General features: G+C 62.0%; 24 protein-coding genes and 1 tRNA gene. 7 read left to right on the top strand and 18 right to left on the bottom strand.

Annotated elements, in window-relative coordinates; all coding sequences use genetic code 11:
* Position 1: 1 nt before the first annotated feature.
* On the bottom strand, positions 2-970 hold the full coding sequence (locus tag FVE66_RS06085; protein WP_151446533.1) for a Bug family tripartite tricarboxylate transporter substrate binding protein: 969 nt from the start codon (positions 968-970) through the stop codon (positions 2-4).
* A 123-nt stretch (positions 971-1,093) separates the two neighbouring features.
* Between FVE66_RS06085 and FVE66_RS06080 the strand changes: the two genes are divergently transcribed.
* A complete protein-coding gene (locus FVE66_RS06080) occupies positions 1,094-2,020 on the top strand; it encodes a LysR family transcriptional regulator (RefSeq protein WP_151446532.1) in 927 nt (308 codons plus the stop codon).
* A 273-nt stretch (positions 2,021-2,293) separates the two neighbouring features.
* On the opposite strand, the gene FVE66_RS06075 is transcribed toward FVE66_RS06080, so the two are convergent.
* The 6 genes from FVE66_RS06075 to FVE66_RS06050 form a co-directional block, all read right to left on the bottom strand.
* Positions 2,294-2,381 (bottom strand) — tRNA-Ser (locus FVE66_RS06075).
* An 80-nt stretch (positions 2,382-2,461) separates the two neighbouring features.
* Complete coding sequence (gene hemW / locus FVE66_RS06070; RefSeq protein ID WP_151446531.1) at positions 2,462-3,694, bottom strand: radical SAM family heme chaperone HemW; 1,233 nt, start codon at positions 3,692-3,694, stop codon at positions 2,462-2,464.
* On the bottom strand, positions 3,691-4,275 hold the full coding sequence (gene rdgB, locus FVE66_RS06065) for an RdgB/HAM1 family non-canonical purine NTP pyrophosphatase (RefSeq protein WP_151446530.1): 585 nt from the start codon (positions 4,273-4,275) through the stop codon (positions 3,691-3,693). Before rdgB ends, hemW begins: the two co-directional genes overlap by 4 nt.
* A gap of 1 nt (position 4,276) precedes the next feature.
* The gene (rph, locus tag FVE66_RS06060; RefSeq protein WP_151446529.1) at positions 4,277-5,005 is read right to left on the bottom strand and encodes a ribonuclease PH; all 729 of its coding nucleotides are present in this window, start codon (positions 5,003-5,005) and stop codon (positions 4,277-4,279) included.
* Between the two features lie 7 nt (positions 5,006-5,012).
* The gene (locus FVE66_RS06055) at positions 5,013-5,948 is read right to left on the bottom strand and encodes a PP2C family protein-serine/threonine phosphatase (protein WP_151446528.1); all 936 of its coding nucleotides are present in this window, start codon (positions 5,946-5,948) and stop codon (positions 5,013-5,015) included.
* A 15-nt stretch (positions 5,949-5,963) separates the two neighbouring features.
* A complete protein-coding gene (locus FVE66_RS06050; protein WP_151446527.1) occupies positions 5,964-6,980 on the bottom strand; it encodes a serine/threonine protein kinase in 1,017 nt (338 codons plus the stop codon).
* 160 nt (positions 6,981-7,140) lie between these two features.
* On the opposite strand from FVE66_RS06050, the gene FVE66_RS06045 reads away from it, so the two are divergent.
* The 4 genes from FVE66_RS06045 to FVE66_RS06030 are packed head-to-tail and all read left to right on the top strand — an operon-like array spanning position 7,141 to position 11,219.
* The gene (locus FVE66_RS06045; protein WP_151447211.1) at positions 7,141-8,016 is read left to right on the top strand and encodes a YicC/YloC family endoribonuclease; all 876 of its coding nucleotides are present in this window, start codon (positions 7,141-7,143) and stop codon (positions 8,014-8,016) included.
* 12 nt (positions 8,017-8,028) lie between these two features.
* Complete coding sequence (gmk, locus tag FVE66_RS06040) at positions 8,029-8,688, top strand: guanylate kinase (RefSeq protein ID WP_151446526.1); 660 nt, start codon at positions 8,029-8,031, stop codon at positions 8,686-8,688.
* 22 nt (positions 8,689-8,710) lie between these two features.
* Positions 8,711-8,914 (top strand): DNA-directed RNA polymerase subunit omega, encoded by a 204-nt coding sequence (gene rpoZ, locus FVE66_RS06035; protein ID WP_151446525.1) that lies wholly within the window; start codon positions 8,711-8,713, stop codon positions 8,912-8,914.
* A gap of 46 nt (positions 8,915-8,960) precedes the next feature.
* Positions 8,961-11,219, top strand: coding sequence for a RelA/SpoT family protein (locus FVE66_RS06030; protein ID WP_151446524.1), 2,259 nt, complete (start codon positions 8,961-8,963; stop codon positions 11,217-11,219).
* 144 nt (positions 11,220-11,363) lie between these two features.
* On the opposite strand, the gene greB is transcribed toward FVE66_RS06030, so the two are convergent.
* The 3 genes from greB to aceA all read right to left on the bottom strand — a co-directional run bounded on the left by greB (position 11,364) and on the right by aceA (position 14,411).
* Positions 11,364-11,918, bottom strand: coding sequence for a transcription elongation factor GreB (gene greB, locus FVE66_RS06025; RefSeq protein ID WP_151446523.1), 555 nt, complete (start codon positions 11,916-11,918; stop codon positions 11,364-11,366).
* Entirely contained in the window at positions 11,915-12,841 is a 927-nt protein-coding gene (locus tag FVE66_RS06020; protein WP_151446522.1) for a 23S rRNA (adenine(2030)-N(6))-methyltransferase RlmJ, read from the bottom strand. Before FVE66_RS06020 ends, greB begins: the two co-directional genes overlap by 4 nt.
* Before the next feature lie 253 nt (positions 12,842-13,094).
* Positions 13,095-14,411, bottom strand: coding sequence for an isocitrate lyase (gene aceA / locus FVE66_RS06015; protein WP_151446521.1), 1,317 nt, complete (start codon positions 14,409-14,411; stop codon positions 13,095-13,097).
* A 325-nt stretch (positions 14,412-14,736) separates the two neighbouring features.
* On the opposite strand from aceA, the gene FVE66_RS06010 reads away from it, so the two are divergent.
* A complete protein-coding gene (locus FVE66_RS06010) occupies positions 14,737-15,789 on the top strand; it encodes a DMT family transporter (protein WP_151446520.1) in 1,053 nt (350 codons plus the stop codon).
* Positions 15,790-15,866: 77 nt separating this feature from the next.
* Here the strand turns inward: FVE66_RS06010 and FVE66_RS06005 are convergent, their stop codons facing one another.
* Both FVE66_RS06005 and clpB read right to left on the bottom strand, forming a co-directional pair.
* Entirely contained in the window at positions 15,867-17,114 is a 1,248-nt protein-coding gene (locus tag FVE66_RS06005; RefSeq protein ID WP_151446519.1) for an MFS transporter, read from the bottom strand.
* 114 nt (positions 17,115-17,228) lie between these two features.
* Positions 17,229-19,817 (bottom strand): ATP-dependent chaperone ClpB, encoded by a 2,589-nt coding sequence (clpB, locus tag FVE66_RS06000; protein WP_151446518.1) that lies wholly within the window; start codon positions 19,815-19,817, stop codon positions 17,229-17,231.
* A 91-nt stretch (positions 19,818-19,908) separates the two neighbouring features.
* Between clpB and FVE66_RS05995 the strand changes: the two genes are divergently transcribed.
* Positions 19,909-20,448 carry a hypothetical protein gene (locus FVE66_RS05995; protein ID WP_151446517.1) on the top strand — a complete coding sequence of 180 codons (540 nt, stop codon included), beginning with the start codon at positions 19,909-19,911 and terminating at the stop codon, positions 20,446-20,448.
* A gap of 125 nt (positions 20,449-20,573) precedes the next feature.
* Here the strand turns inward: FVE66_RS05995 and crcB are convergent, their stop codons facing one another.
* The 6 genes from crcB to FVE66_RS05965 all read right to left on the bottom strand — a co-directional run bounded on the left by crcB (position 20,574) and on the right by FVE66_RS05965 (position 25,810).
* Positions 20,574-20,945, bottom strand: a complete 372-nt coding sequence (gene crcB / locus FVE66_RS05990; RefSeq protein ID WP_151446516.1) for a fluoride efflux transporter CrcB — start codon at positions 20,943-20,945, stop codon at positions 20,574-20,576.
* Positions 20,945-21,403 (bottom strand): molybdopterin synthase catalytic subunit MoaE, encoded by a 459-nt coding sequence (moaE, locus tag FVE66_RS05985; protein WP_151446515.1) that lies wholly within the window; start codon positions 21,401-21,403, stop codon positions 20,945-20,947. Before moaE ends, crcB begins: the two co-directional genes overlap by 1 nt.
* Before the next feature lie 8 nt (positions 21,404-21,411).
* On the bottom strand, positions 21,412-21,669 hold the full coding sequence (gene moaD / locus FVE66_RS05980; RefSeq protein WP_151446514.1) for a molybdopterin converting factor subunit 1: 258 nt from the start codon (positions 21,667-21,669) through the stop codon (positions 21,412-21,414).
* Positions 21,670-21,688: 19 nt separating this feature from the next.
* Entirely contained in the window at positions 21,689-22,930 is a 1,242-nt protein-coding gene (locus FVE66_RS05975; RefSeq protein WP_421829185.1) for a molybdopterin molybdotransferase MoeA, read from the bottom strand.
* A gap of 96 nt (positions 22,931-23,026) precedes the next feature.
* Entirely contained in the window at positions 23,027-24,487 is a 1,461-nt protein-coding gene (thrC, locus tag FVE66_RS05970; protein WP_151446512.1) for a threonine synthase, read from the bottom strand.
* Positions 24,488-24,499: 12 nt separating this feature from the next.
* Positions 24,500-25,810: a homoserine dehydrogenase gene (locus FVE66_RS05965; RefSeq protein WP_151446511.1), complete on the bottom strand. Its 1,311-nt coding sequence runs from the start codon at positions 25,808-25,810 to the stop codon at positions 24,500-24,502.
* Between the last annotated feature and the right edge of the window lie 3 nt (positions 25,811-25,813).

Here is a 25,813-nt window from a genome sequence, read left to right as displayed (position 1 = left end):
CTTAGTTGACGGTGACATTGCCGGCCTTGACCAACTGCGAAAACTTGGCGGTTTCCTCCTTGATCTGCCTGGCCATTTCTTCGGGCTTGTTGCCAATTGGCTCGGCCCCGATGTCGAACATCTGCTTCTTGAATTCGGGGAAATTGATGATCTTCACCACCTCGGCATTCAGGCGCGCGACCACGGTCTGGGGCGTGGCGGCAGGAGCCAGCAGCCCGAACCAGGTGCCAATGGCAATGTTCGGAATGCCTGCCTCCTGGAGCGTGGGCACATTGGGCAAGGTGGATGAGCGCTTGGCGGTCGTCACGGCCAGTGGCTTGAGCTTGCCTTCCTTGATGAAGGGCAGCACGGGCGTAATCGTGTCAAAGGAGATATCGACCTGTCCACCCAACAAGTCCGTGGTCAGCGGGGCGCTGCCTTTGTAGGGAACATGAAGAATCCTGGCGCCGGTTTCGACCTGGAACTGTGTCCCGATCATGTGTTGCGCCGTGCCGTTACCGTTCGATCCATACGAGATCTTGTCGGGGCTTGCCTTGCCCGCTGCAACAAGCTCTTTCACGCTGTTGTACGGGGACTTGCTGCCCGTAACCAGGATATTGGGAACCAAGGCCACCGTGGTCACGGGGGCAAAATCTCTCTCGAAGCTGTACGGCAGGTTCTTGTAGACACTGCTTGCGATCGTATGGTGGACCGCGCCCATCAACAAGGTATGCCCATCTGCTGGCGCCTTGGCAACAAGGGCCGCGCCAAGCGTTGCCCCGGCACCAGGCCGGTTGTCGATGATGACGGGTTGGCCAATGGCCACCGACAGTTTGGTAGCGACTGCGCGCGCCAGCACGTCGGTTGTTCCACCTGCGGGGAAGGGAACAACGATCGTGACGTTTTTAGTGGGCCAAGCTTGGGCCGAAGCAAATCCAGCGACGCCGCACAACACAGCAGCAAGAACTGGTTTGATGAATTTATATGCCATTTTTGTCTCCTTGATGATCAGGCTTCCTCAACCTTTGGGTATTGGATGGCTTGAACTATATTGTCCTTTGAGATTAAAATTCGGCGCGTTTATTAAAGTATCTTTAACTTTGAGTTAACAATAATGGCCAAGCTAATTCATCCCGCAGACCTGGGGTTTTTCCTCGCCTTGGCCAATGCGGGCTCATTGAGCAAGGCCGCTCGCGAAGAGGGTGTGACCCCCGCCGCAGTCAGCAGGCATCTGTCGCAGATGGAAGCGCGTCTTGGCACGCCGCTGATCAACCGCACAACGCGCCGCATGAGCCTGACGCCGGAGGGTGAGATCTACCTGGAATACGCCCGCAAGATCCTGGGCAATATCGAGGAGATGGAAGATCAACTCTGGGGGGCTACCGTGGCCCCGCAAGGCCTGTTGCGCGTCAATGCCACCCTGGGGTTTGGGCGCAACCATATTGCGCCGTTGATTTCCGGCTTCGTCCGCAAATATCCCAAGGTGGATATCCAGTTGCAGCTGTCCGTCAACCCACCGCCCAGCGGCGAAGACGCCTACGACGTCTGCTTCAGGTTTGGCAATCCACCTGATTCCCGCTCGATTGCCCGCTTCATCGCGGCCAATCGCAGGGTGGTTGTTGCGTCGCCAGCGTACTTGAAGAAATACGGTGAGCCCAAGACGCCGAACGACCTGGCTATGCACAACTGCATAGGTATCCGGCAAGGAGACGAAGCCTATGGGATCTGGCGTTTTTCGTCCAAGGGGAAAGGGAAGAACAATCCCGAATTGGTAGAGAGCGTGAGAATTCGAGGCAACTTCACCACCAACGATGGCGGTGTTGCCGTCAGCTGGGCACTGGATGGGCACGGCATCCTGCTGAGGGCCGAGTGGGATGTGCAAAAGTATCTGAAAACCGGGCAGCTTGTGCAACTGCTCCCTGGCTATGACAGCCCGGATGCCGATATCTATGCCATCTATTCGCAACAGCACAGGACATCGTTGCGTGTTCGGGCTTTCCTGGATTACGTAATCGAAGAATCCCGACCCGGACGAGGATAGTCAACTTTCCAGGGCTGCCGGGCTTGCAAGCCCGGCCCTTCGAATCTCACCCGTGACGTCCGCAGGGACGTCACTTCTTCCGCTGAAAATTGAAAAAGGCCCGATGGGCCTTTTTTGTAATACGTGGCGGAAGAGGTGAGATTCGCCTACATCCCGCAGGCCGCTGCCGGGCTTGCACGCCCGGCCCTTCGAGTCTCACCCGTGACGTCCGCAGGGACGTCACTTCTTCCGCTGAAAATTGAAAAAGGCCCGATGGGCCTTTTTTGTAATACGTGGCGGAAGAGGTGAGATTCGAACTCACGGAAGGTTTCCCTTCGCCGGTTTTCAAGACCGGTGCAATCGACCACTCTGCCACTCTTCCTTTGTGCCATTTCCGCACAAGAACGCAATTATGCCATCGACTCGCCACCAGCGGCAAAACAGACTGCCGATACAGCCGGTTCACTCCGCCAGGAATATCTGCTGCAAGTCGTTCAGGAAGCGCTGGCCCAGCTCTGTCGGACGAATGCGCTGGTGGTCGCGCAGCAACATCCCGCGGCGCTCTGCCTCGTCGAGCTGGGCATCGATCGCCGTGATCGGCAGCCCGGTCCTTTCGCTGAACAGGTTGACCGCAAAGCCGTCGGACAGGCGCAGCGCATTGAGCATGAACTCGAAGCCGAGTTCGCGCCGCCCTACTTCGTTCGACTCTGCAATAGGATTGCCACGCAACGCCTGCTCCATGTAGGACGCCGGCTGCTTGTAGCGCGCCTGGCGCACGATCCGATGCGGGAACGAAAGCTTGGAATGGGCACCGGCGCCGATGCCAAGGTAGTCGCCGAATTCCCAGTAGTTCAGGTTGTGCCGGGCGCGCCGGCCCGGCCTGGCGTATGCCGATACCTCGTAATGGCCGTAGCCGGCGGCCTGCAGCTCGGCTTCGATCCGGTCCTGCATTTCCGCGCTGGCGTCCTCGTCCGGCACCACCGGCGGATACTTCGCGAATACCGTGTTCGGCTCCAGCGTCAGGTGGTACAGGGACAGATGGGGCGGCGCGAAGGAGAGCGCGGTGGCCAGGTCCTGGCTGGCCTCGTCCAGCGTCTGCCCGGGCAGCGCAAACATCAGGTCGAGGTTGAAATTGTCGAAGTTGCTGGCGGCGATATCGACCGCGCGCCGGGCTTCGTTATCGTCATGAATGCGGCCCAGCGCCTTCAGGTGCCGGGGATTGAAGCTCTGGATGCCGACCGACAGCCGGTTGATGCCGCTGTCACGGTAGGAACGAAATTTTTCCGCTTCGAATGTCCCCGGGTTGGCTTCCATCGTGATTTCCGCAGCGCCATCGAGGGGCAAAAGACTGCGGATATCCGACATCAGGCGATCCAGTCCGGCAGCGGACATCAGGCTGGGCGTGCCGCCGCCGATGAAGATCGTGTAGATCTTGCGGCCCCAGATCAGCGGCAAGGCTGCTTCCAGGTCAGCGCGCAGGGCCTGCAGGTATTGGGCTTCCGGCAATGCGCCGCTTGCTTCATGCGAATTGAAATCGCAGTAAGGGCACTTGCGCACGCACCACGGAAAATGCACGTACAGCGACAGCGGCGGCAACACCGGCAGGTTCAGCAAGCCGGGCTGCATATAGGCCTGCACCGTGCCCATCGCGGATGGAGCCGGCGTATCGGGTAAAACTGGCTTGATCGGAATCATCGCAATTTTTCCACAAGCATCCGCAATGCCTGGCCACGATGCGAAAGCTGGTTCTTCTGCGCTGCGTCCAGCTCGGCCGCCGTCCGGCCCAGCGCCGGCAACAGGAAATGAGGGTCGTATCCGAAGCCGCCGTTTCCGCGCGGCGTGGCGACTATCTCGCCGTCCCAGCGTCCTTCGGCAATGATGGGCTGAGGGTCGCCGGCATGGCGCACCATCACCAGCACGCAGTAATAATAGGCCGATTTGTCGGCATGCGGCAGCAGGTCATCGACCAGTTTCCGGTTGTTGCGCGCATCGGATTTCGGCTCGCCGGCGTAGCGCGCGGATAGTACGCCGGGCGCGCCGCCGAGGGCGTTGGCACAAACGCCCGAATCGTCGGCCAGCGCCGGCAGCCCGGTCGCCGCAGACGCATGACGCGCCTTGGCCAGCGCGTTCTCGAGGAAAGTGCAGTGCGGCTCTTCGGCCTCGCTGACGCCGAACTCGCCCTGTGGATGCAGTTCGAATCCCAGCGGCCGCAGCAACTGGTCGAATTCCCTCAGCTTGCCGGCGTTGTTGGATGCCAGCACCAAAACGTTCGCCATCTCAGCGCAGGCCCAGTGCGGCCTTTTGCAGGCGGATCAGCTCGGCAATGCCGGTCTCGGCCAGGTCCATCATCCGGTTCATGGTGGCGCGGTCGAAGGCCGCGCCTTCAGCAGTGCCCTGCACTTCGACGAAATGTCCGGCTTCCGTCATCACCACATTCATGTCAGCGTCGCAGCCGGAGTCTTCCGGATAATCCAGATCGAGCACCGGCGTGCCGCGATACACGCCGACCGATATGGCTGCGACGAACTCCAGCAGCGGGATGCGCGCCAGCTTGCCATCAGTCACCAGCCGCGAGCAGGCATCGTATGCCGCCACCATGGCGCCGGTGATTGCGGCGGTGCGGGTGCCGCCATCGGCCTGGATCACGTCGCAGTCGAGTTGCAGGGTGCGTTCGCCCAATGCGCCAAGGTCGAATGCCGCGCGCAGGGAACGCCCGATCAGCCGCTGGATTTCCTGGGTCCGCCCGGACTGCTTGCCGCGCGCCGCCTCACGGTCCATGCGGGTATGGGTGGAGCGCGGCAGCATGCCGTATTCGGCAGTCATCCAGCCCTGCCCTTTTCCTTTCAGGAACGGCGGCACTTTTTCATCAATGCTGGCGGTGCAGAGCACGCGGGTATCGCCAAATTCGATCAGCACCGAACCCTCGGCATGACGGGTGTAATGGCGGGTGATGCGCACCGGGCGCAAGGCGTCGGCGGCGCGGCCGCTCGGTCGCAATTCATTCATGTGCAGGCTAGCTCTTGTGTGTGATGCGGTTGGATTTTTCGATCGCTCCGCGAATTTCGTCGATCGCTTTTTCGATCTCGGCGTCGCTGAACACGTCGATCCCTTCCAGGTCCGCATGACGGGGGGCCTGGATCGTCGTGGTCACCGTGCCGGCCGGTAAGGCGTCGGTCAGGATGGTGGTGGAATTGGCAAGGTCGTCGACACTGGCACCCTCCCAGGTGACGGCAAGCGCCGTCACATTATCGCCTTTCTTGCCGGCGATGCGGGCTGCGCCCCGCACCATGTCCGGCACCGCACGCATCACCGTGCTCTCGCGCAAGGACCGAACCAGGATGGTGTCATCCAGCGTGGACCACAGTCCATCCGAGCATAACAGCAGCACATCGCCGGGCTGCAGCGCAGCACGCCGCGACACGTCGATCAGCGGCTGCGACGGTGCGCCGAGGCAGTTGAACAGCTTGTTGCGGTCCGGATGGGTGGAACGTTCGCTTTCATCAGCCCGCCCCTGCGCTATCAGCATTTCCAGTCGGGAATGGTCTTTGGTGCGTGCCAGGATCTCGCCGTTTCGCATCCAGTACAAACGCGAATCCCCGCAGTGCGCCCATACTGCCTGGCCGCTCTGCACAAGGCAGGCAACCATGGTGGTGCGCGGAGTTTCAGGCAGATTGTTCAGTGCCCGGTAGCGATGGATCTCCCTATGGGCTGCCAGCATGCTCTGCTCCAGGAAAGCTTCCGGATCAGGCAGGTGATCACGTGCCTGCTCCTGGAACATTGAGCTGATGGTCTGCAGTGCGATGGTCGCCGCCGCCTCGCCGCGTATGTGACCGCCCATGCCGTCAGCCAATAGCAGGAGCAGCGCGTCGCGGGTAAAGCAATACCCCATCCTGTCCTGGTTATTCTGGCGTCCACCTGTATGGCTTTCCTGATATACCGAGAATCTCATGATTGGCTGTCGTCTCTAGCGGGAATTGTCTTGCGTCGTGGTGTGCGAAGGGGCTATCCGCGGCCGCCGCGGGGACAGGCCGAACGCCGCACGGATCGTGTCGAACAGTCGCGGGCCGGATTTCACCTGGGTGGGCGCTCCTGAATCGTCCTGCTGCAGGGCTTTCTGCAGCGCGAAGACGCTCTGGGGGCGCTGCAGCGGATCCATCATCAGCGACCAGCGTATGACCTTGATCAGTCCGGGAGAATAAACCTCGTTCAGCTTCTCGAAATGCGTGTCCATCCGGTCATTTACCTTGCGCTGGTCAGCCGGTTGCGGCGGTGCGCCGACCATGCACGCAAACATCGACGCGCCAATGCCGTAGATGTCGGTCCAGGGACCGAGGCTGCCGTTGCGCTGGTACAACTCGGGCGCGGCGAATCCGGGCGTATACATCGGATAGAGCTTCGGGCTGTCCTCGCGCAATGTCTGCCTGGCAGCGCCAAAGTCGAGCAGGATCGGCGTGCCGTCCATGCGCAGATAGATGTTGGCCGGCTTCAGGTCAAGGTGCAGCAACTTGTTGGCATGGACTTCGCGCAGGCCGTTCGTCACCTGGCCGAACATCTTGCGGATGAAGCGCTCGGACACCAGCGGTTTGTCGCCCTTGTCGCGCCGGCGCAGGATGTGGTCCTGCAGCGAGCGCCCGGACTCGTAGGCCATCACCATGTACACGGTCTCGTTGGCGCGGAAAAAATTAATCACGCTGACCACGTTGGGATGGGAGATCCGGGCCAGGGCGCGGCCCTCCTCGAAGAAGCACTTGAGCCCGATGCGGAACACCGGCAGATTCTCCGGTGCGATGATCGGCTGCAACTCGCCGGGCTGGCGCAGCGCCAGCGAACTCGGCAGGTATTCCTTGATGGCGACAGCATTGCCGTCCTCGTCGTGGGCGAGGTAGACGATACTGAACCCACCCGATGCAATCTTCTTTACAATGCGGTATCCGGCGATGTCCAGACCATCCGGCAGTGGTGCGTTGGTTTGCGCTGCCATAATTTTTTTCCGTGCTTCCCTGTTGCGCAGTCCTGGCGGCGTTGCCACATGACTGACAGCTCGCGGCGCATGCGCAAGCCTCCGTATGACTGACGGATTTTGTCGGACACCCCCCGTTTTGTAAAGAAGAAACCGAGGACATAATTTGACAATCAGCAGCATGACCGGCTACGCAGTAGCCAGCCGCGAAAGCGGCCATGGCACTCTCACCATTGAGCTGAAAAGCGTGAATTCGCGCTTTCTGGACCTCCAGTTTCGCATCAATGACGACCTCCGCGCGTTCGAGCCGGCGTTGCGCGAAGCCATCATCCAGCGCGTGGCGCGTGGCAAGGTCGAGTGCCGGGTCAGCTTTGGCCGCAAGGCCGCAGGCAGCAGCCAGGCACTGAATGCCGAACTGCTCGCGACCCTGATGCAGATGCAGGGCGAGATCCGCAAGGCCTTCCCTGATGCTGCGACGCTTTCCGTGGCCGAACTGCTGCGCTGGCCGGGCGTGGTCGAAGAAGCCCAGGCCAGCCAGGACAGCCTGCAGGCCGAACTCAACGCCGTGCTGGCCGATGCCATGCGCGGCTTCGTCGATTCGCGCCAGCGCGAAGGCGCTGCCTTGCAGGCCATGCTGCTGTCGCGCGTCGACGAAATGGAAAAGATCGTTGCCCGCATCACGCCGCTGATGCCGCAGGCAATCGCGCAATTCCAGCAGAAAGCAGTGGAACGCATGCAGGAGGCGCTTTCCGCGTCAACCCAGGGAAGCTTGCGGGACGAAGCGATGGAGCGGGTACGGCAGGAAGTGACGCTGTACGCGGTGCGGATGGACGTGGCAGAAGAACTGACGCGCCTGGCGGCCCACCTGGCCGAGACTCGCGCCATTCTGGCCAAGGGCGGCCAGACCGGCAAGCGGCTCGACTTCATGATGCAGGAACTCAACCGCGAAGCGAACACGCTCGGTTCGAAAGCCGCGCTGAAAGATTTGTCGGACGCGGCGATGGCGCTCAAGCTGCTGATCGAGCAGATGCGCGAGCAGGTCCAGAACCTCGAATAGACGGAGCCGCCGATGACCACGCCACAATCGCCGCTGACTCCCGGCCCATCGGGCAGCCTGTTCGTTGTTGCCGCACCCTCGGGCGCGGGCAAGTCCACACTGGTGAATGCGCTGCTGGAGCAAGAGTCCGGAATCAGGCTCTCGATTTCATTTACCACCCGCCCGCCGCGGCCAGGCGAGCAGCACGGGCGCGAATACTTTTTCATTCCGGTCGAAGAATTCATCGCCCGGCGGAACGCCGGCGAATTCCTGGAGTCTGCAGAAGTGCACGGGAACTACTACGGCACTTCGCGGGTACAGATCGCTGACCAGATGCAGGCTGGCACCGACGTGCTGCTGGAGATCGACTGGCAGGGTGCGCAACAGGTGCGAAAACAGTTTCCTGGTGCGGTCGGCATATTCATCCTGCCGCCGTCGATTGCAGCTCTCGAGGAAAGATTGCGCAAGCGAGGACAGGACGATCAGCAGGTCATCACTCGCCGGCTGCTGGCTGCCGGCGGGGAGATGGCCCATGCCCCCGAGTTTGACTATGTTATTATCAATCAGGAGTTTGCCACCGCTTTGTCAGAGCTGGTTGCTATCGTAAAGGCAACCCGTTGCCGGTTCGCCCAACAGTCCTCGCGCAATGCCGCGCTGTTCGCGCTGCTGGGCATACACGCAAACCCAACCTAAAATTCGAATCACCGGAGTACAAATGGCCCGTATCACGATTGAAGATTGCATGGATCACATTCCTAACCGTTTCCAGCTGACGCTGTGCGCAACCTACCGCGCCCGCCAACTGCTGCAGGGACACACGCCGAAAGTCGACGCAAAAGACAAGGCGACCGTATTGGCCCTGCGCGAAATCGGCGCCGGACTGGTCGGTATCGAAATGCTGAAAAAAGTACCAATCTGACTTTTCTTTCCAAACGAAATTGTCATGAGGCTGGCCTGTCAATCGTATGAATCTGACCCCTGCAGATCCCACTCTGTTAACGCCCCCGGCACGGCGGCGCGGGTCTGATCGGCACGCCAGCAACCCCACTCCTTCCGAACCTGCGCCGGCCCCCGGCGTCGCATCCGTTACCGCACTAGTCGCCAAGCTGAGCGAGTACCTGTCCGCATCGGACATGAAGAAGGTAAAGGAAGCCTATCGCTTCTCCGACGAGATGCATCTCGGACAGATGCGCAAATCGGGCGAGCCCTACATTTCGCATCCGATCGCTGTCGCCGAAATATGCGCCGACTGGAAGCTCGATGTGCAAGCCATCATGGCAGCGCTGCTGCACGACGTGATGGAAGACCAGGACGTGCGAAAGGATGAGCTGATCGAGCGCTTCGGCGCGCCGGTCGCCAGCCTGGTCGACGGCCTTTCCAAGCTCGACAAGCTCGAGTTCCAGAGCCAGATAGAGATGCAGGCGGAGAACTTCCGCAAGATGCTGCTGGCCATGGCGCGCGATGTGCGCGTGATCCTGATCAAGCTGGCCGACCGGCTGCACAACATGCGCACGCTGAACTTCATGTCCAGCGAGAAGAAGCGTCGTATCGCGCGCGAGACGATGGACGTCTATGTGCCGATCGCGCACCGGCTCGGCCTCAATACCCTGTACCGCGAACTGCAGGACCTTGCATTCGCGCACCTGTATCCGGTGCGCTACCGCACCCTCGGCAAGGCGGTCAAGTCCGCGCGCGGCAACCGCCGCGAGGTGGTGACCAAGATCCTGGAATCGGTAAAGAACACGCTGGACGCCGCAGGCATACCGGCCCAGGTCTACGGCCGGGAAAAAACCCTGTTCGGCATCTACCGCAAGATGCGCAGCAAGCACCTGTCGTTCTCGCAGGTGCTCGACGTGTATGGCTTCCGGATCGTGGTCGACAGCTTTGCCAACTGCTATGTCGCCCTCGGCACCCTGCATTCCTTGTTCAAGCCGATGCCGGGCAAGTTCAAGGACTACATCGCGATTCCGAAGCTCAACGGCTACCAGTCGCTGCACACCACGCTGATCGGTCCGTATGGCACGCCGGTGGAATTCCAGATCCGCACGCAGGAGATGCACCGCGTCGCCGAGTCCGGCGTTGCGGCGCACTGGCTGTACAAGAACGAACAAGGCAACGTCGGCGACCTGCAGCAGCGCACGCACGCCTGGCTGCAGTCCCTGCTCGACATTCAAAAGCAGACCGGCGACTCTGCCGAATTCCTGGAACATGTGAAAGTCGACCTGTTCCCGGACTCGGTCTATGTGTTCACTCCCAAGTCCACCATCATCGCCCTGCCGCGCGGCGCAACGGCGCTCGACTTCGCATACACCATCCACACCGCGATTGGCGACTGTGCGATCGCGTCGAAGATCAATCACGAACACGCGCCGCTGCGTACCGAACTGCGCAACGGCGACATTGTCGAGATCGTGACCTCGCCGACCTCGCGCCCCAGCCCGACCTGGCTGGCGTTCGTGCGTACCGGCAAGGCGCGTTCCGCGATCCGCCACCACCTGCGCACCATCAACCTGCCCGAGTCGATAGCACTGGGCCAGGAGCTGCTGGCGCAGGCGCTGAGCGCGCTCAATCTCAATCCGTCGATACCGGATGCGCTGGCCGACCGCCTGCTCAACGAGTCCAGCGCCAAATCGCTGGATGAGCTGTATGCCGACATCGGCGTGGGCAAGCGCATGGCGGCCCTGGTGGCCCGCCATATCTTCGGACTGTCGGAGCATGATCTTTCCGCGGTTGCCGAAGGCGGTTCAGACGGCCGGCCGCTGGCGCAGCGTCTCGAACCCGTCGTCATCAACGGCACCGAAGGAATCGCAGTCCAGCTCGCGCCCTGCTGCCTGCCGATTCCAGGGGACAAGATGATCGGCCACCTGCGCCGCGACCAGGGCCTGACCGTTCATGCGTCGGACTGTGACATCGCCAAGCGCCAGCGCTCCAAGGAGCCTGAGCAATGGACTGACGTCAAGTGGTCAACCGACCTTCACCGCCGCTTCGACTGCCGCATCAAGGTGCTGGTGCAGAACGTGAAAGGCGTGCTGGCGCGGGTTGCCGCTGAAATCGGCGAAGCCGACGCCAACATCATCTTCGTCGGCATGGACGAAGACCGCGACCAGAAGATGACCCAACTGCGCTTCACAGTGCAAGTGGAAGACCGCGTCCACCTGGCGCGCCTGATGCGCAACGTCCGCCAGATTCCGTCGGTGGCTCGTATTGTTCGCGAGCGGGCGTAGGGGCGGATCACCAGCGTCGGTTCCTCACATTCTGATTCTTCGCGAAGACCGGCGCACGCCACGAATGCTCCCTCCCTTTCAAGGGGAGGTAGCGTTCTTTGCGTGCGTCGCGCTACGCCAGGAATCAGTTTCCGTCGCCCCGCCTCACACCGGCGCCGGATAACTCACCGACAGTATCTCCAGATCATCCACGCCAGCCGGCGTCTGCAGCGTCACCACATCACCTTCCCGCGCTTTCGTGAGCGCCCGGGCAACCGGCGAAATCCAGCTGATCTTGCCATTCAATGGGTCGATCTCGTCGATGCCGACGATGGTGACGGTATGTTCTTCGCCATTCCGGGTCGCATAGGTAACGGTGGCGCCGAAGTAGACCTGGTCGCCGCCATGATGGGCGCTGGGATCGACAATCTCGGCCAGGTCCATGCGCTTGGTCAGGAAACGTATCCGGCGGTCAATCTCGCGCAAGCGGCGTTTGCCGTAGATGTAGTCGCCATTTTCGGAGCGGTCGCCATTGGAGGCCGCCCAGTGGACGATCCTTACCACCTCGGGCCGGTCGACATCGATCAGCTGAAGCAGCTCTTCCCGTATCCGCTGATACCCGGCCGGGGTGATGTAGTTGCGAGTACCGGCCGGAATCTGGGGCAGGACATCGCCGTCGTCATCATCCTCGTCGCTTTCCTTGACGAATGCCTTGTTCATTCCTGGCTTGGCAAGCTTCGACCGCGCCGAGCGCCGACACCGGTGACCGGCGCGCCGGACTCGACCACGAAGCTGGCGCCGGGTCCGGCCGTCAGCATGGTCGTCAGGGACGGCATCAGTTCGCGCAATTGCGTTTCAAGCGTCCACGGCGGATTGACGACGAACATGCCGCTGCCGGTCAGGCCAAAGCCGTCCGGGGATGGCTCGCTGATCGACAGCGTGACATGCAGCCAGTCCTTGCCCGGCAGGCGCTTCAGGCGTTCCGGCAGCTGGCGCGATTCCATGCGGCGCAGGATCGGGTACCAGACGGCATAGGTGCCGGTCGGGAAGCGGGCAATCGCATCCTCCAGCACATCCTTCACGCGCCGGTAATCGTTCTTGTCCTCGTAGGGCGGGTCGATCAGGACCAGCCCGCGCCGCGATGGCGGCGGCAGCAATGCCTTGAGGGCGGCGAAACCGTCATCCCTTTCCACCATCACCCGCTTGCCGCGGCCGCTGGACGTCGACTGCGCCTCCAGCTTGCGCAGGTTTTCGGTCAGGATCTTGCTCTCGTTGTGATGCAGTTCGAACAAGCGCAAGCGATCCTGCGGACGCAGCAGTTTTTCCGCGATGAAAGGAGAGCCGGGATAAGCGCGCAACTGGCCGTCGCTGTTGAAACTGCGGATCACCTCGAGGTAGCGCCCGACGGCAGCAGGCAGTTCTTTCTCCTTCTTGTCCCAGATCCGGGTGATGCCGGTCTTGTACTCCGCGTTGCGGGTGGCCTGGGTGCTGTCGAGCGCATAAATGCCGCCGCCGGCATGGGTGTCGACGAACATGACGGCGCCTTCCTTCTGCACCATGTAATCGATCAACTGGGTGAGAACCAGGTGCTTGAGCACATCTGCATGATTCCCGGCGTGAAAGGCGTGGCGGTAGCTGAACATCGTTTTCCTTGGATAGGCGTAGTGGTGACGCCGGCTGTCGCGGTGAGCGCGGACAATTCGCCGACAAGTTCGGCGGTGTGCGAACGCGACAGGGCACGATTGTAACAAGCGCCCGGCAGCCAGTGGTCGGCTGGCTTGAAAATCGCCGCATTCCGATGCCGAAATGAAAAGGGCCGCACCCTTTCGAGTGCGGCCCTCCCCTCTGTCGCCTTTTTTAACTTTCTGGCGGTGTCTCCTCCACGCCTGGCGAGGATCAGGCCGCCTTCCTGTCCTTGCCGCCATCCTTGGCTTCGAAAAACTGTTCGTCTTCGGTCGAGCCATGCAATGCCGTCGTCGATGATTGCCCCTGCTGCACCGCCTGTGACACCGCGTCGAAATAGCCGGTGCCGACTTCACGCTGGTGCTTGACGGCGGTGAAGCCCTTGTCGGCAGCAGCGAACTCCGCCTCCTGCATCTCGACGAATGCTGTCATGTTCTGGCGCGCGTAGCCATAGGCCAGGTTGAACATCGAGTAGTTCAGCGAATGGAAGCCGGCCAGCGTGATGAACTGGAACTTGTAGCCCATCGCGCCCAGCTCTCGCTGGAATTTGGCGATCGTCGCATCATCCAGGTTCTTCTTCCAGTTGAACGATGGCGAGCAGTTATAGGCCAGCATCTTGCCGGGAAATTTCGCATGGACGGCATCGGCGAATGCCTTGGCGAAAGCAAGATCCGGCTTGCCGGTCTCGCACCAGACCAGGTCAACGTAGGGGCAATAGGCGACGGCGCGCGCGACCGCAGCATCCAGTCCTGGCCTGACGCGGAAGAAGCCTTCCACGGTCCGTTCGCCAGTGCAGAACTGGCGGTCGATCGGATCGACGTCCGAGGTCAGCAGGTCGGCCGCTTCCGCATCGGTACGGGCAATCAACAGGGTCGGGACGCCCATCACGTCGGCCGCAAGGCGGGCGGCATTCAGCTTGTCGACCGCTTCGCGGGTCGGCACCAGGACCTTGCCGCCCATGTGACCGCATTTTTTCACGGATGCCAGCTGGTCTTCGAAGTGGACGCCGGCGGCACCCGCATCGATCATGGCCTTCATCAGCTCGAACGCGTTGAGCACGCCGCCGAAGCCAGCCTCCGCGTCAGCCACGATCGGTGCGAAATAATCGATGTCGCCGCGGCCTTCGGACCATTGGATCTGGTCGGCACGCTGGAAGGTGTTGTTGATGCGCTTGACCACTTGCGGCACCGAGTTGACCGGATAGAGCGACTGGTCCGGATACATCTCGCCGGCCGAATTGGCGTCTCCGGCCACCTGCCATCCGGACAGATAGATTGCCTTGAGGCCGGCCTTGACCTGTTGCATCGCCTGGTTGCCGGTCAGCGCGCCGAGCGTGTTCACGAAGGGCTCGGTCCTCAGCAAATCCCACAACTTTTCAGCGCCACGGCGCGCCAGCGTGTGCTCGATTTGCACGGAGCCGCGCAGCTTGACCACGTCTTCCGCAGAGTAGCTGCGCTGGACGCCTTTCCAGCGCGGATTTTCTGCCCAGTCGGTTTCCAACGCGCGGATCTGTTCTTGTCTGGTTGCCATGCTGTTTCTCCTCAAGTAGTGATGAAGTGATGAAGTGTTGAAGTGTTGAAGGGTTCAGGAACTCGTGTTGTTGAAAACATGGTAGCCCGCCCTATTGCAAAGCAACACAGTCTTATATAAGACATATGACAGATTTTTTTTCATTAATATTCAATGGCTTAACATTCGCATTTCTTATTACGGAATGATTTCTCTCGATTCGGGAATGCGTGATGACGCTGCGCACACGACCATCCCGCATTACGGAATGCCGACTTCGTGACGTGAAATTGGCGCCGGATTCAGGCATGCTGGTGTTCTCGTTCAAGGGAGCCTTCCTGAGCAAATGCCAAGCGCTGTCCTGTACGCCCTTATTGCTGCGGCGCTGTTTGGCGCCAGTGCGCCGCTGGCGAAGTCGGTACTCGGCGACACATCGCCGGTGCTGGTGGCCGGCTTGCTCTATCTGGGAAGCGGAGTCGGGCTGACCTGCTGGATGGTCGCCCGACGCTGGATCGGCACGGGGGAACCGACTGCCAGCATCGCTGCCGCGGACTTGCCCTGGCTGGGACTGGCGGTGCTGTCCGGCGGGATCGCCGGCCCGGTGCTGCTGATGTACGGCCTGGCAATGACCGATGCCGCCAGCGCATCACTGCTGCTCAACATGGAAGCCGTACTGACCGCGGTGCTCGCATGGTTCGTGTTCCGGGAGCAATTCGACCGCAGGATCCTGATCGGCATGCTGCTCATCGTTGCGGCCGGCGGCCTGCTGGCCTGGTCTCCCACTGCTACCGGCGGCGCGCAGGTTCGCAGCGGGCCGCTGTTGATTGTCGCGGCCTGCCTGTGCTGGGCGCTGGACAATAACCTGACCCGCAAGATATCCGGCAACGATGCGGTGCAGATCGCGGCGATCAAGGGACTGGTCTCGGGCCTGGTCAATGTGGGAATTGCCGCATGGACCGGCGCATCATGGCCGGCTGCGCCAACCATCCTGCTGATCGCGGGGATCGGACTGGCAGGCTATGGCGTCAGCCTGGTGATGTTCGTGATCGCACTGCGCGGACTGGGCACTGCCAGGACCGGTGCCTATTTTTCGACCGCGCCTTTTGTCGGCGCGGCCTTCTCGTTGCTGCTGTTCCGTGAACAGCCGCCACTGCTGTTCTGGATCGCCGGCGCGCTGATGGCGGCAGGCCTGTGGCTGCACCTGACGGAGCGGCATGCGCACCGCCACCGGCACGAGGCGATGGACCACACGCATCCGCATGTCCATGACGAACATCACCAGCACACGCATGAGTTTGAATGGGATGGCCGCGAGCCTCACACGCACCGTCATCACCATGACGCGCTGGTGCATGAGCATCAGCACTATCCCGACCTGCATCACCGACATCGCCATTAGGCGGAAGCCGAATGCGCGATGGGTGGTACCCGACCGCCCATCCCCTCACCCCCTTATCCCCTCACCCGCTTATCCCCTTATGCGCTTGCCCTGTGCGCGGCGGCCCCGCTATGGCCGCCGACCCCAAGCGCGGTCAGCACCGCCGCCATCTGGAACAGTCCGATCACGACAAACACGCCCGCAGGGCTGCCGGCATCCATCAACAGGCCAAAGGCCAGCGGCCCGAGGGAAAAGCCGACATCCAGTCCGGAGTACACGACGCCGTAGACGCGCCCGGTTGCATTTTTCGGCGCCGCGCCGCGTATCAGCAGGTCGCGTGAGGGCGCGCTCAGGCCGGCGCCGAAGCCGACCGCCGCCATCAACAGCGGCACCAGCCACGGCGCGGCAATTCCGCCTGCGATCACCAGCGACATGGCGCCCGATGCGCCTAGCGCCAGCGCGATGGTCCGGTCATGCCTTGCCGTTCCCGATGCGACGAAACCGCCCAGCACGGTTCCGGTAGCGGACGCCAGCATGTAGGCCGCAAACGCAGTGGTGGCCGCTGTCAGCGACATGCCGAACAGCTCGCCCAGCGCGGGTATCGAAAAGCTCTTGACGCCGGACAGCGCAACGGCGATCACGAAAAAGAAGCCGAAGCACAGCCACACGCCCCGCTCGCGCATGAAACCAAGGCTGGAGCCTGCTTGCACAGCAGGCGTGCCGGCTTTCTTTGCCGGCGCCAGCGCATCGCGCGCGGCCTCGGTATGCAACTGGCCGCGAAACACCAGCAACAGCGCAAGCACGGCCAGCGGCACAGCGCCGGCACAGGCCAGAGCAATACGCCAGTCGGTGGCAGCGGCGATCGGCACCAGCAATGCCGGCGCCAGCGCCCAGCCCAGGGTGCCGGACACGCTGTGCATCGAAAATGCGTGCCCAAGCCGTTGCGGCGACACCCGCTTGTTGAGCAGGGTCAGGTCGGCCGGATGAAATACGCCGTTGCCGACGCCGGCCAGCACTGCGCCGGCAACCAGCACGGCATAGTGGTGTGCGCTGGCCAGCACCAGTGCCGACAGACCAAGGCAGGTCAGGCCGAAGTAAAGCACGTCCCGGGGACCGAGCCGGTCGACCACGAAGCCAGCAAAGAACTGGACTGCGCTCGACACGATGAAGAATATCGTCACCAGCAGCCCCAGCTCGACATAGGACGCGTTGAATGCGTCCTTCAGCCAGGGAAACAGCGATGGCAGCAGCAGGTGGAAAAAATGGGAGGTGGTATGGGCCGCGGCAACCAGGCCGATGACATTGGCATCCTGGCGGATGGTGCTGATTGGCAAAGGTGCAGACATGGAATCACCGCGCTGTATTTGAGCGCATAGTGTATTCCAGAAAAGAAAGGGAGGCCGCTGGCCTCCCCTTCCCTGCTGCAAAACAGCCTGTGGCTTATTGCACCTTATTGCACCTTATTGCGCCTTCTCGAACACCAGTTCGCTGCCGGTCACATCGACCTTGATCACGTCCTTCGGTCCGAACTTGCCCTGCAAGATCGCCTTCGACAGCGGGTTCTCGATCTCGTGCTGGATCGCGCGCTTGAGCGGCCGCGCGCCATACACCGGATCGAATCCCGCCTCGGCGATCTTCTGCAGTGCGGCGGTCGACATGGTAAAGCCAATCTCCATGCGCGCCAGGCGTTGCTCCAGCACTGCCAGCTGGATCTTGGCGATCGAGCCGATCTGCTTCTCGTCGAGCGCATGGAACACCACGATCTCGTCGATGCGGTTGATGAACTCCGGCCGGAAATGCCCGCGCACCTCGGCCATCACCGCCATCTTCACCAACGCCGGATCGCTGTCTTCCATCGACTGGATCTTGTGCGAACCCAGGTTCGACGTCATCACCACCACGGTGTTCTTGAAGTCCACCGTGCGGCCCTGTCCGTCGGTCATGCGGCCATCGTCCAGCACTTGCAGAAGGACGTTGAATACATCCGGATGCGCTTTCTCGATCTCGTCCAGCAGGATCACGCTGTACGGCTTGCGGCGTACCGCTTCTGTCAGGTGGCCGCCTTCCTCGTAGCCGACATAGCCGGGCGGCGCGCCGATCAGGCGCGACACGGAATGCTTCTCCATGAACTCGCTCATGTCGATACGGATCATTGCCTCTTCAGTGTCGAACAGGAACGATGCCAGCGCCTTGCACAACTCGGTCTTGCCGACGCCGGTCGGGCCGAGGAACATGAACGAACCATACGGCCGGTTCGGGTCGCCCAAGCCCGCGCGCGAGCGACGGATGGCGTCGGACACCGCGGTAATGGCTTCGTGCTGCCCCACCACCCGCTTGTGCAGTTCTTCTTCCATGTGGACCAGCTTGTCGCGCTCGCCCTGCATCATTTTCGAGACCGGGATGCCGGTCGCGCGTGACACCACCTCGGCAATTTCTTCGGCGCCGACCTGGGTGCGCAGCAGCTTCGGCTTGCCGGTGGCTGCCTTCTTTTCGCTGCTGTCAGCCTGCGTCAGCTGGCTCTCCAGTTCAGGCAGCCGGCCATACTGCAGTTCCGACATTTTCTGCCAGTCGCCACGGCGGCGCGCCTCGTCCATCTGCTGGCGGATCTTTTCGATCTCTTCCTTGATCGCCGTGGTGCCCTGGACCGATGACTTCTCGGCCTTCCAGATCTCTTCCAGGTCGGCGTATTCGCGCTCCAGACGGGCGATCTCATCCTCGATCAGGCCATGACGCTTCTGCGAAGCCTCGTCGGTCTCTTTCTTGACTGCCTCGCGTTCGATCTTGAGCTGAATCAGGCGGCGGTCGAGCTTGTCCATGACTTCCGGCTTGGAGTCGATTTCGATCTTGATTTTCGACGCGGCCTCGTCGATCAGGTCGATCGCCTTGTCCGGCAGGAAGCGATCGGTAATGTACCGGTGCGAAAGCTCGGCGGCCGCCACAATGGCGGGGTCGGTAATCTCGACCCCGTGATGGACCTCATATTTCTCCTGCAGGCCACGCAGGATGGCGATGGTTGCCTCCACGCTGGGTTCGCCAACCAGGATTTTCTGGAAACGGCGCTCGAGCGCGGCATCCTTCTCGACATACTTGCGGTATTCGTCCAGCGTGGTGGCGCCTATGCAATGCAGTTCGCCGCGCGCCAGTGCCGGCTTGAGCATGTTGCCGGCGTCCATCGAGCCTTCTGCCTTGCCGGCGCCGACCATGGTGTGCAGTTCGTCAATGAAAACAATGGTCTGGCCCTCGTCCTGCGACAGCTCCTTCAGCACCGACTTCAGACGTTCCTCGAACTCGCCGCGATATTTTGCGCCCGCCACCAGGGCCGCCATGTCGAGCGACAGCACGCGCTTGTTCTTCAGGCTATCCGGCACCTCTCCATTGACGATGCGCTGGGCCAGCCCTTCCACGATTGCGGTCTTGCCAACGCCCGGCTCGCCGATTAGCACCGGGTTGTTCTTGGTGCGCCGCTGCAATACCTGCATCGCGCGCCGGATTTCATCGTCGCGCCCGATCACCGGATCGAGCTTGCCATTGCGCGCCCGCTCGGTCAGGTCCGTCGTGTATTTCTTCAGGGCTTCGCGCTGGCCTTCGGCCTCGGCGGAATTCACGCCCGCTCCACCACGCACCGCTTCGATCGCGGTTTCCAGCGCCTTGCGGGTCAGCCCCTGTTCGCGTGCCACGCGGCCGGCATCCGACTTGTCGTCGGCCAGTCCCAGCAACACCATTTCGCTGGCGATGAACTGATCGCCACGCTTCTGGGCTTCCTTGTCGGCCAGGTTCAGCAGGCCAAGCAGGTCACGCCCGAGCTGCACCTGGCCACCGGTGCCGCTGACCTTTGGCAAGCGTTCCGCAGCCAGCTTGAGCTCTTTTTGCAGGCCACCAACATTGACGCCCGCGCGCTGCAACAGCGAACGTGCACTGCCGTCTTCCTGATTCAGCAGCGCCGCCAGCATGTGCACCGGCTCTATGTATTGGTTATCATTGCCCACGGCCTGGCTTTGGGCATCGGCCAGCGCTTCCTGCAATTTTGTTGTGAACTTATCAACGCGCATTCTTGCACTCCCAAAAGGATTCATCTCTCATGCATCTAGGGATGCATGACGGAATTTCAAGAAAGGATTTGTCCCGCTGGCGGGACAGCTCATGGAACTGCACCAGCTTCAAGTCGCCTATAACCAGGAACAGGACCGCCTGCTTTTGCGCGCGACCTTCCGTACTGAACAGAAGGCCCTGCATGAAGTCCGGGCATGGATTACGCGCCGCATACTGATCCGCCTGTGGCCGGGCATACTGCGGGCGCTGGAAACCAAGGTAACGCTGGAGCAGCCGCAGGCACAGCACGCCAAGCGCGAAATCGTGGGCATGGCACATGAAGCCTCGATCAATGACAACGTCCGGCGTGGCGGTTTTGCCGCCAAGTTCGAAGATACCGCACAGGAATATCCACTCGGTGCCGAGCCCTTGCTGGTCACTACGGCCAACTTTCACCTGAAGGCAAACCAGCCGGTCCGCATCGAATTCATCGACACTGCCGGCAAGCGTTTCGAAATCGCCTTTTCGGACCGGGTGTTGCATGGATTTTGCAAGCTATTGCAGGACGGTGTGAAGACGGCGCAGTGGGAGCTCGAGCTGGCGATGCCGGGGATGAGCGGCGCGCAGATGGCGCCGGTTGTGTTGAATTGAAAGGGAGGGAGCCATAGGGTCGATCGGCTCTTGTCGCTCTTGCTGCGGATAAGCAGCCACGACGCCGGCCTGCTTCGGCGCTCCAAGCCCAGATGCGCGCAATGATCAGGACCAACCAAAAGGACTCAACTCAATGCCCTGAACGTCGCATACCCCCCGATGCAGCACAGGATCGACCCGACCAGATGCAGCGTCGAATGCCCCAGCATCCACAGGTACTGTCCGCGCTGCAGCATCAGCATCGCTTCTGCCGAGAACGTTGAAAAGGTGGTGAGTCCGCCGAGCAATCCGGTGATCAGGAACAGCCGCCATACTTCGGGCAAACCCGGATAGGCCTGGAACAAGGCCACGGCCAGACCGACAAGATAGCCGCCGATCAGGTTGGCTGCGAGGGTGCCGAGGGGAACGGCCGTCAACACCGTGTTCAGCCGCAGGGCCAGGTGCCAGCGGCACCATGCGCCTATGCTTGCGCCCAGGCCGACGGCGAGCCAGTTCATCAGTCGCCCTCTTTCCATTTGGCCAGCGCCGCATCATCGGTGACGCGCGCGTCGACCCAGCGTGCGCCCTCGGGCGTCTGTTCCTTCTTCCAGAACGGCGCCTCGGTCTTCAGGTAATCGATGATGTATTCGCAGGCGTCGAAAGCCTCGCCCCGATGCGGCGAGGTCACCGCAACCAACACGATCTGGTCGAGCGGCGCCAGCGGGCCGACACGGTGAATCACCAGCGCATCCAGCACCGGCCAGCGGGCTTTTGCCTTGGCAACGATATCCTCCAGCGCCTTTTCCGTCATGCCGGGGTAATGTTCCAGCTCCATCGCCGCCACGCTGGAACCGTCGTTCATGTCGCGCACCGTGCCGACAAAGCTGACAATGGCGCCGATCCCGGCCTGGCCTGCCCGCAAGGCGGCCACTTCATCGCTCAGGTCGAAATCCTGCTGCTGCACCCGTACTGGCATGGTGACCCCTAGCCGCCCGTGACGGGCGGGAAGAACGCGACTTCGCAACCAGGCGTGATCGGGGTCGACTCGTCGCTCATCTGCTGGTTATAGGCCATGCGCAAGGCGCGCCCCTGCGCCAGGGCCTCGGCCCATGGCCCGCCGCGCGCCTGCAAGTGCAAGCGGACATCGCCTATGGTCCGGATCCCGGACGGCAGCTCGACCGACTCCTGGGCTGTGTTCAGCGCCTCGCGCACGCTGGCAAAAAAACGTAGCTGTATCTGCATCGGATCGCCGTTCAATGATTCAGTAAAGCAGGGAATGAAAAGGCAGGAAGCGCACGCTGTCGCCACGGGCGATGGTGGTTCCCGCCGGATTATCTACCAGGCCGTCGCCCCACACGGTGCTGGTCAACACCCCTGAACTCTGGTTGGGGAACAGGTCGAGGCCGCCGCTATCGTTGATGCGGGCGCGCAGGAATTCATTGCGGCGGTCGGCCTTGGGCCATTCGAAGTCGGCGCGCATCATGCAGGCTTGCGGCGCCACCTTGTCCACGCCCTGCAGGCGCAGGATAAAGGGCCGCACGAACAGCATGAAGGTCACCAGGCTGGACACCGGATTGCCGGGCAGCCCGAGGAACCAGGCCGCGCCCTTGTCCGCGCCCTGCTCCTGGCCCTGCTGGCGATTGACCTCGCCGAATGCCAGCGGCTTGCCGGGCTTGACGGCAATCTGCCACATGTTCAGGCGCCCTTCTGCCTCGACTGCGGGTTTGATGTGATCTTCCTCGCCGACCGAAACGCCGCCGGAGGTGATGATCAGGTCATTGTCCTGCGCCGCCCGGCGCAGGGTGTCGCGGGTGGCCTCCAGCGTATCGGGCACGATGCCATAGTCGGCAATCTCGCAGCCGAGATTTTCGAGCAAGGCGCGCAGGGTAAACCGGTTGGAGTTGTAGATTGCGCCGGGCTTGAGTTCCTCGCCAGGCATGGCCAGTTCGTCGCCGGTGAAAAACACCGCGGCGCGCAGGCGACGCACCACCGGCAGGCTGGCCAGGCCGACCGAGGCCGCCAGGCCAAGTTCCTGGGCCCGCAACCGGGTGCCGGCCGGCAATATCACGCTCCCGGCCCGGATGTCTTCTCCTGCGCGCCGTATCCATTCGCCGCTTTGCGGCGAATGGCGGATCGTCACGCGGTCGCCGGCCTCGTCCTTGTGGAATTCGCACATCTCCTGCATCACCACGGCGTCGGCCCCGGCGGGAATCATGGCGCCGGTAAAGATGCGGGCAGCCGTGCCGGGCTGCAGGGCCTGGCCCACATGTCCTGCTGGTATGCGCTGGCTGACCGGCATGGTCACCGCCGGCAATACGCAGTCGGCGGCACGCACGGCGTAACCGTCCATCGAGGTATTGTCCATCGGCGGCACGTTCAGCAGCGAGGACTGGTCGGCGGCAAGCACGCGGCCGTTGGCCGCAAGCGTGGGGATGACTTCGGTGTCGGTAACGGGCCTGGCTGCGGTCAGGAGGAAATCGAGCGCTTGCTGAACGCTCAGCATGGGATTCGTTTTGTTCATGTGCAGAGATTAAACGTAATCCGCATATTGTAGGGCGGGTTGGCCGCGCCGGGGCACCCGTCCGCGCGCGGCTCCGTTTTAAAGCCCCGTATGCTCCACGATGAACTGCTTCACCTGCGCCGCATCCGCCGGCATCACGACAAACCGCTGCGGCAGGGCCTCGATATTCTCGAAGCCGGCCGGACGGTCCGCATCGCGGCCCAGGGCCTCGCGTATTGTTTCGTTGAACTTGGCTGGCAATGCCGTCTCCAGCACGATCATCGGCACGCCCGCCGTCAGGTGCTCACGCGCCACCTTCACGCCGTCGGCGGTGTGGGTGTCGATCATCACGCCGCAATTTGCCTGTACGTCGCGGATGGTCGCCAGCCGGTCCTGATGTACCGACTTGCCGGACTGGAAACCGAAGGCCGCGACCTTCTTGTGTTCATCGCCGTCGCTGCCCGGAGCGCCGGACAGGTCGAAGCCGCCTTCATGCTCGACCTTGGCAAACAAGGTCCGCACCCGTTCCGCGTCGCGGTCGAGCAGGTCGTAGATGAAGCGCTCGAAGTTGGACGCCTTGCTGATGTCCATGCTCGGACTGCTGGTGTGCCAGGTCTCGGCCGACTTGCGCACCCGATAGACGCCGGTACGGAAGAACTCGTCGAGGACGTCGTTCTCGTTGGTCGCCGCGACCAGCCGGTCGATCGGCAAGCCCATCATGCGGGCAATGTGGCCGGCGCAGATATTGCCGAAATTGCCGGAAGGTACCGTGAACGACACCTTCTGGTCGTGGCTGGTGGTGGCAGCCAGGTAGCCGCGGAAATAGTAGACGACCTGGGCCACGACGCGCGCCCAGTTGATCGAGTTCACGGTGCCGATCTTCTGGCGCGCCTTGAATCCGTGGTCGTTGGATACCGCCTTGACAATATCCTGGCAATCGTCGAACACGCCTTCCACTGCGATATTGAAAATGTTCGGATCCTGCAGGCTGAACATCTGCGCGGTCTGGAACGCGCTCATCTTGCGATGCGGCGACAGCATGAAGACCCGTATGCCCTTCTTGCCCCGCATCGCATACTCGGCCGCGCTGCCGGTGTCGCCGGAAGTGGCGCCGAGGATGTTCAGTTCGGCCTGCTGGCGTGTCAGGATGTATTCGAACAGGTTGCCCAGCAACTGCATTGCCATGTCCTTGAACGCCAGCGTCGGGCCGTTGGACAGGGACTGCAGCAGGATGGTGGTGCCACCACGCTCTTCGAGCGTGTGCAGCGGGGTGATCTGCGCGGCGTCATCGCCCGGCCGCGCATTGCAATACACATCCTGGCGGTAAGTCGCGGCCGTCAGCGCGCGCAGGTCGGCTTCCGGGATGTCGGTCGCGAACTTGCGCAGGATCTCGAAGGCCAGTTCAGCATACGAAAGCTGGCGCCAGGACTCGAGCTCGGCGCCGCTCACTTGGGGATAATGTTCGGGCAGGTACAGGCCGCCATCCGGCGCCAGGCCGCCCAGCAGGATTTCGGAGAACGACTGGCGGGTCGCATGTCCGCGCGTGGAAAGGTATTGCATCGTGTGTGGTGCTCAGCTCAGTTCTTCGAGGCGGATCCGGGTCACTTTGCCGGATACCGAGGACAGCGCTTCCATGCGGGCAATCGCGGCGTCGATCTGCTTTTCCTGGGTCTGGTGCGTCAACAGGATGATGTCGGCCTGGGTCTCGCCTTCGGCCGGCTCTTTCTGCAACATGGCGTCGATCGAAATGCCGCCATCGGCCAGGATGCGGGTCAGGTCGGCCAGCACGCCGATCTGGTCCGCAACTTTCAGGCGCAGGTAGTAGCTGGTCGTGATTTCCGACATTGGCAGGATAGGCGTGTCAGCCATTGCATCCGGCTGGAACGCCAGGTAGGGCACGCGATGTTCCGGATCGGCGCTCGCCAGGCGGGTAATGTCGACCAGGTCCGCGATCACGGCCGACGCGGTCGGCTCGGCGCCGGCACCCTTGCCGTAATACAGCGTGGCGCCAACCGCATCACCCTGCACCAGCACCGCATTCATTGCGCCTTCGACATTGGCCAGCAGCCGCTTGGCCGGAATCAGCGTCGGATGCACGCGCAGTTCGATGCCGCGATCGGTGCGGCGGGTGATGCCCAGCAGCTTGATCCGGTATCCCAGTTGTTCGGCATAGCCGATGTCGATTGCCTCCAGCGCATCGATACCTTCGACATAAGCCTTGTCGAATTGGACAGGAATCCCGAACGCGATCGCCGACATGATGGTCGCCTTGTGCGCCGCGTCCACGCCCTTGATGTCGAAGGTCGGGTCGGCTTCGGCATAGCCGAGGCGCTGGGCTTCCTTCAGCACGGTGCCAAAATCGAGTCCCTTGTCGCGCATTTCGGACAGGATGAAATTGGTGGTGCCGTTGATGATGCCGGCAATCCACTGTATCCGGTTGGCCGTGAGGCCTTCACGCAGTGCCTTGATGATCGGAATGCCGCCGGCGACAGCGGCTTCGAATGCGACGATCACGCCCTTTTCCTGGGCCGCCTTGAAAATTTCGGTGCCATGCGTGGCCAGCAAGGCCTTGTTGGCCGTGACGACATGCTTGCCGTTGGCGATCGCCTTCATTACCAGCTGGCGCGCGATGCCGTAGCCGCCGATCAGTTCGATGACGATGTCGATGTCCGGATTGTCGACCACCAGGTTGCCGTCAGCCACCACCTCGCACTGCGAACCGACGATCTGGCGCGCGCGCTCCACATCCAGATCGGCCACCATCGCAATCTCGATGCCGCGGCCGGCACGGCGCCGGATCTCTTCCTGATTGCGTTTCAATACGTCGAAGGTACCGCGGCCGACGGTACCGATGCCCAGCAAGCCTACTTTTATTGGATTCATTTG

Source organism: Lacisediminimonas profundi (genome assembly GCF_008831265.1).
Lineage (GTDB): Bacteria > Pseudomonadota > Gammaproteobacteria > Burkholderiales > Burkholderiaceae_D > Lacisediminimonas > Lacisediminimonas profundi.
Note: the sequence above shows the minus strand (reverse complement) of the source record. Positions and strands in the feature narration are given on the sequence as shown.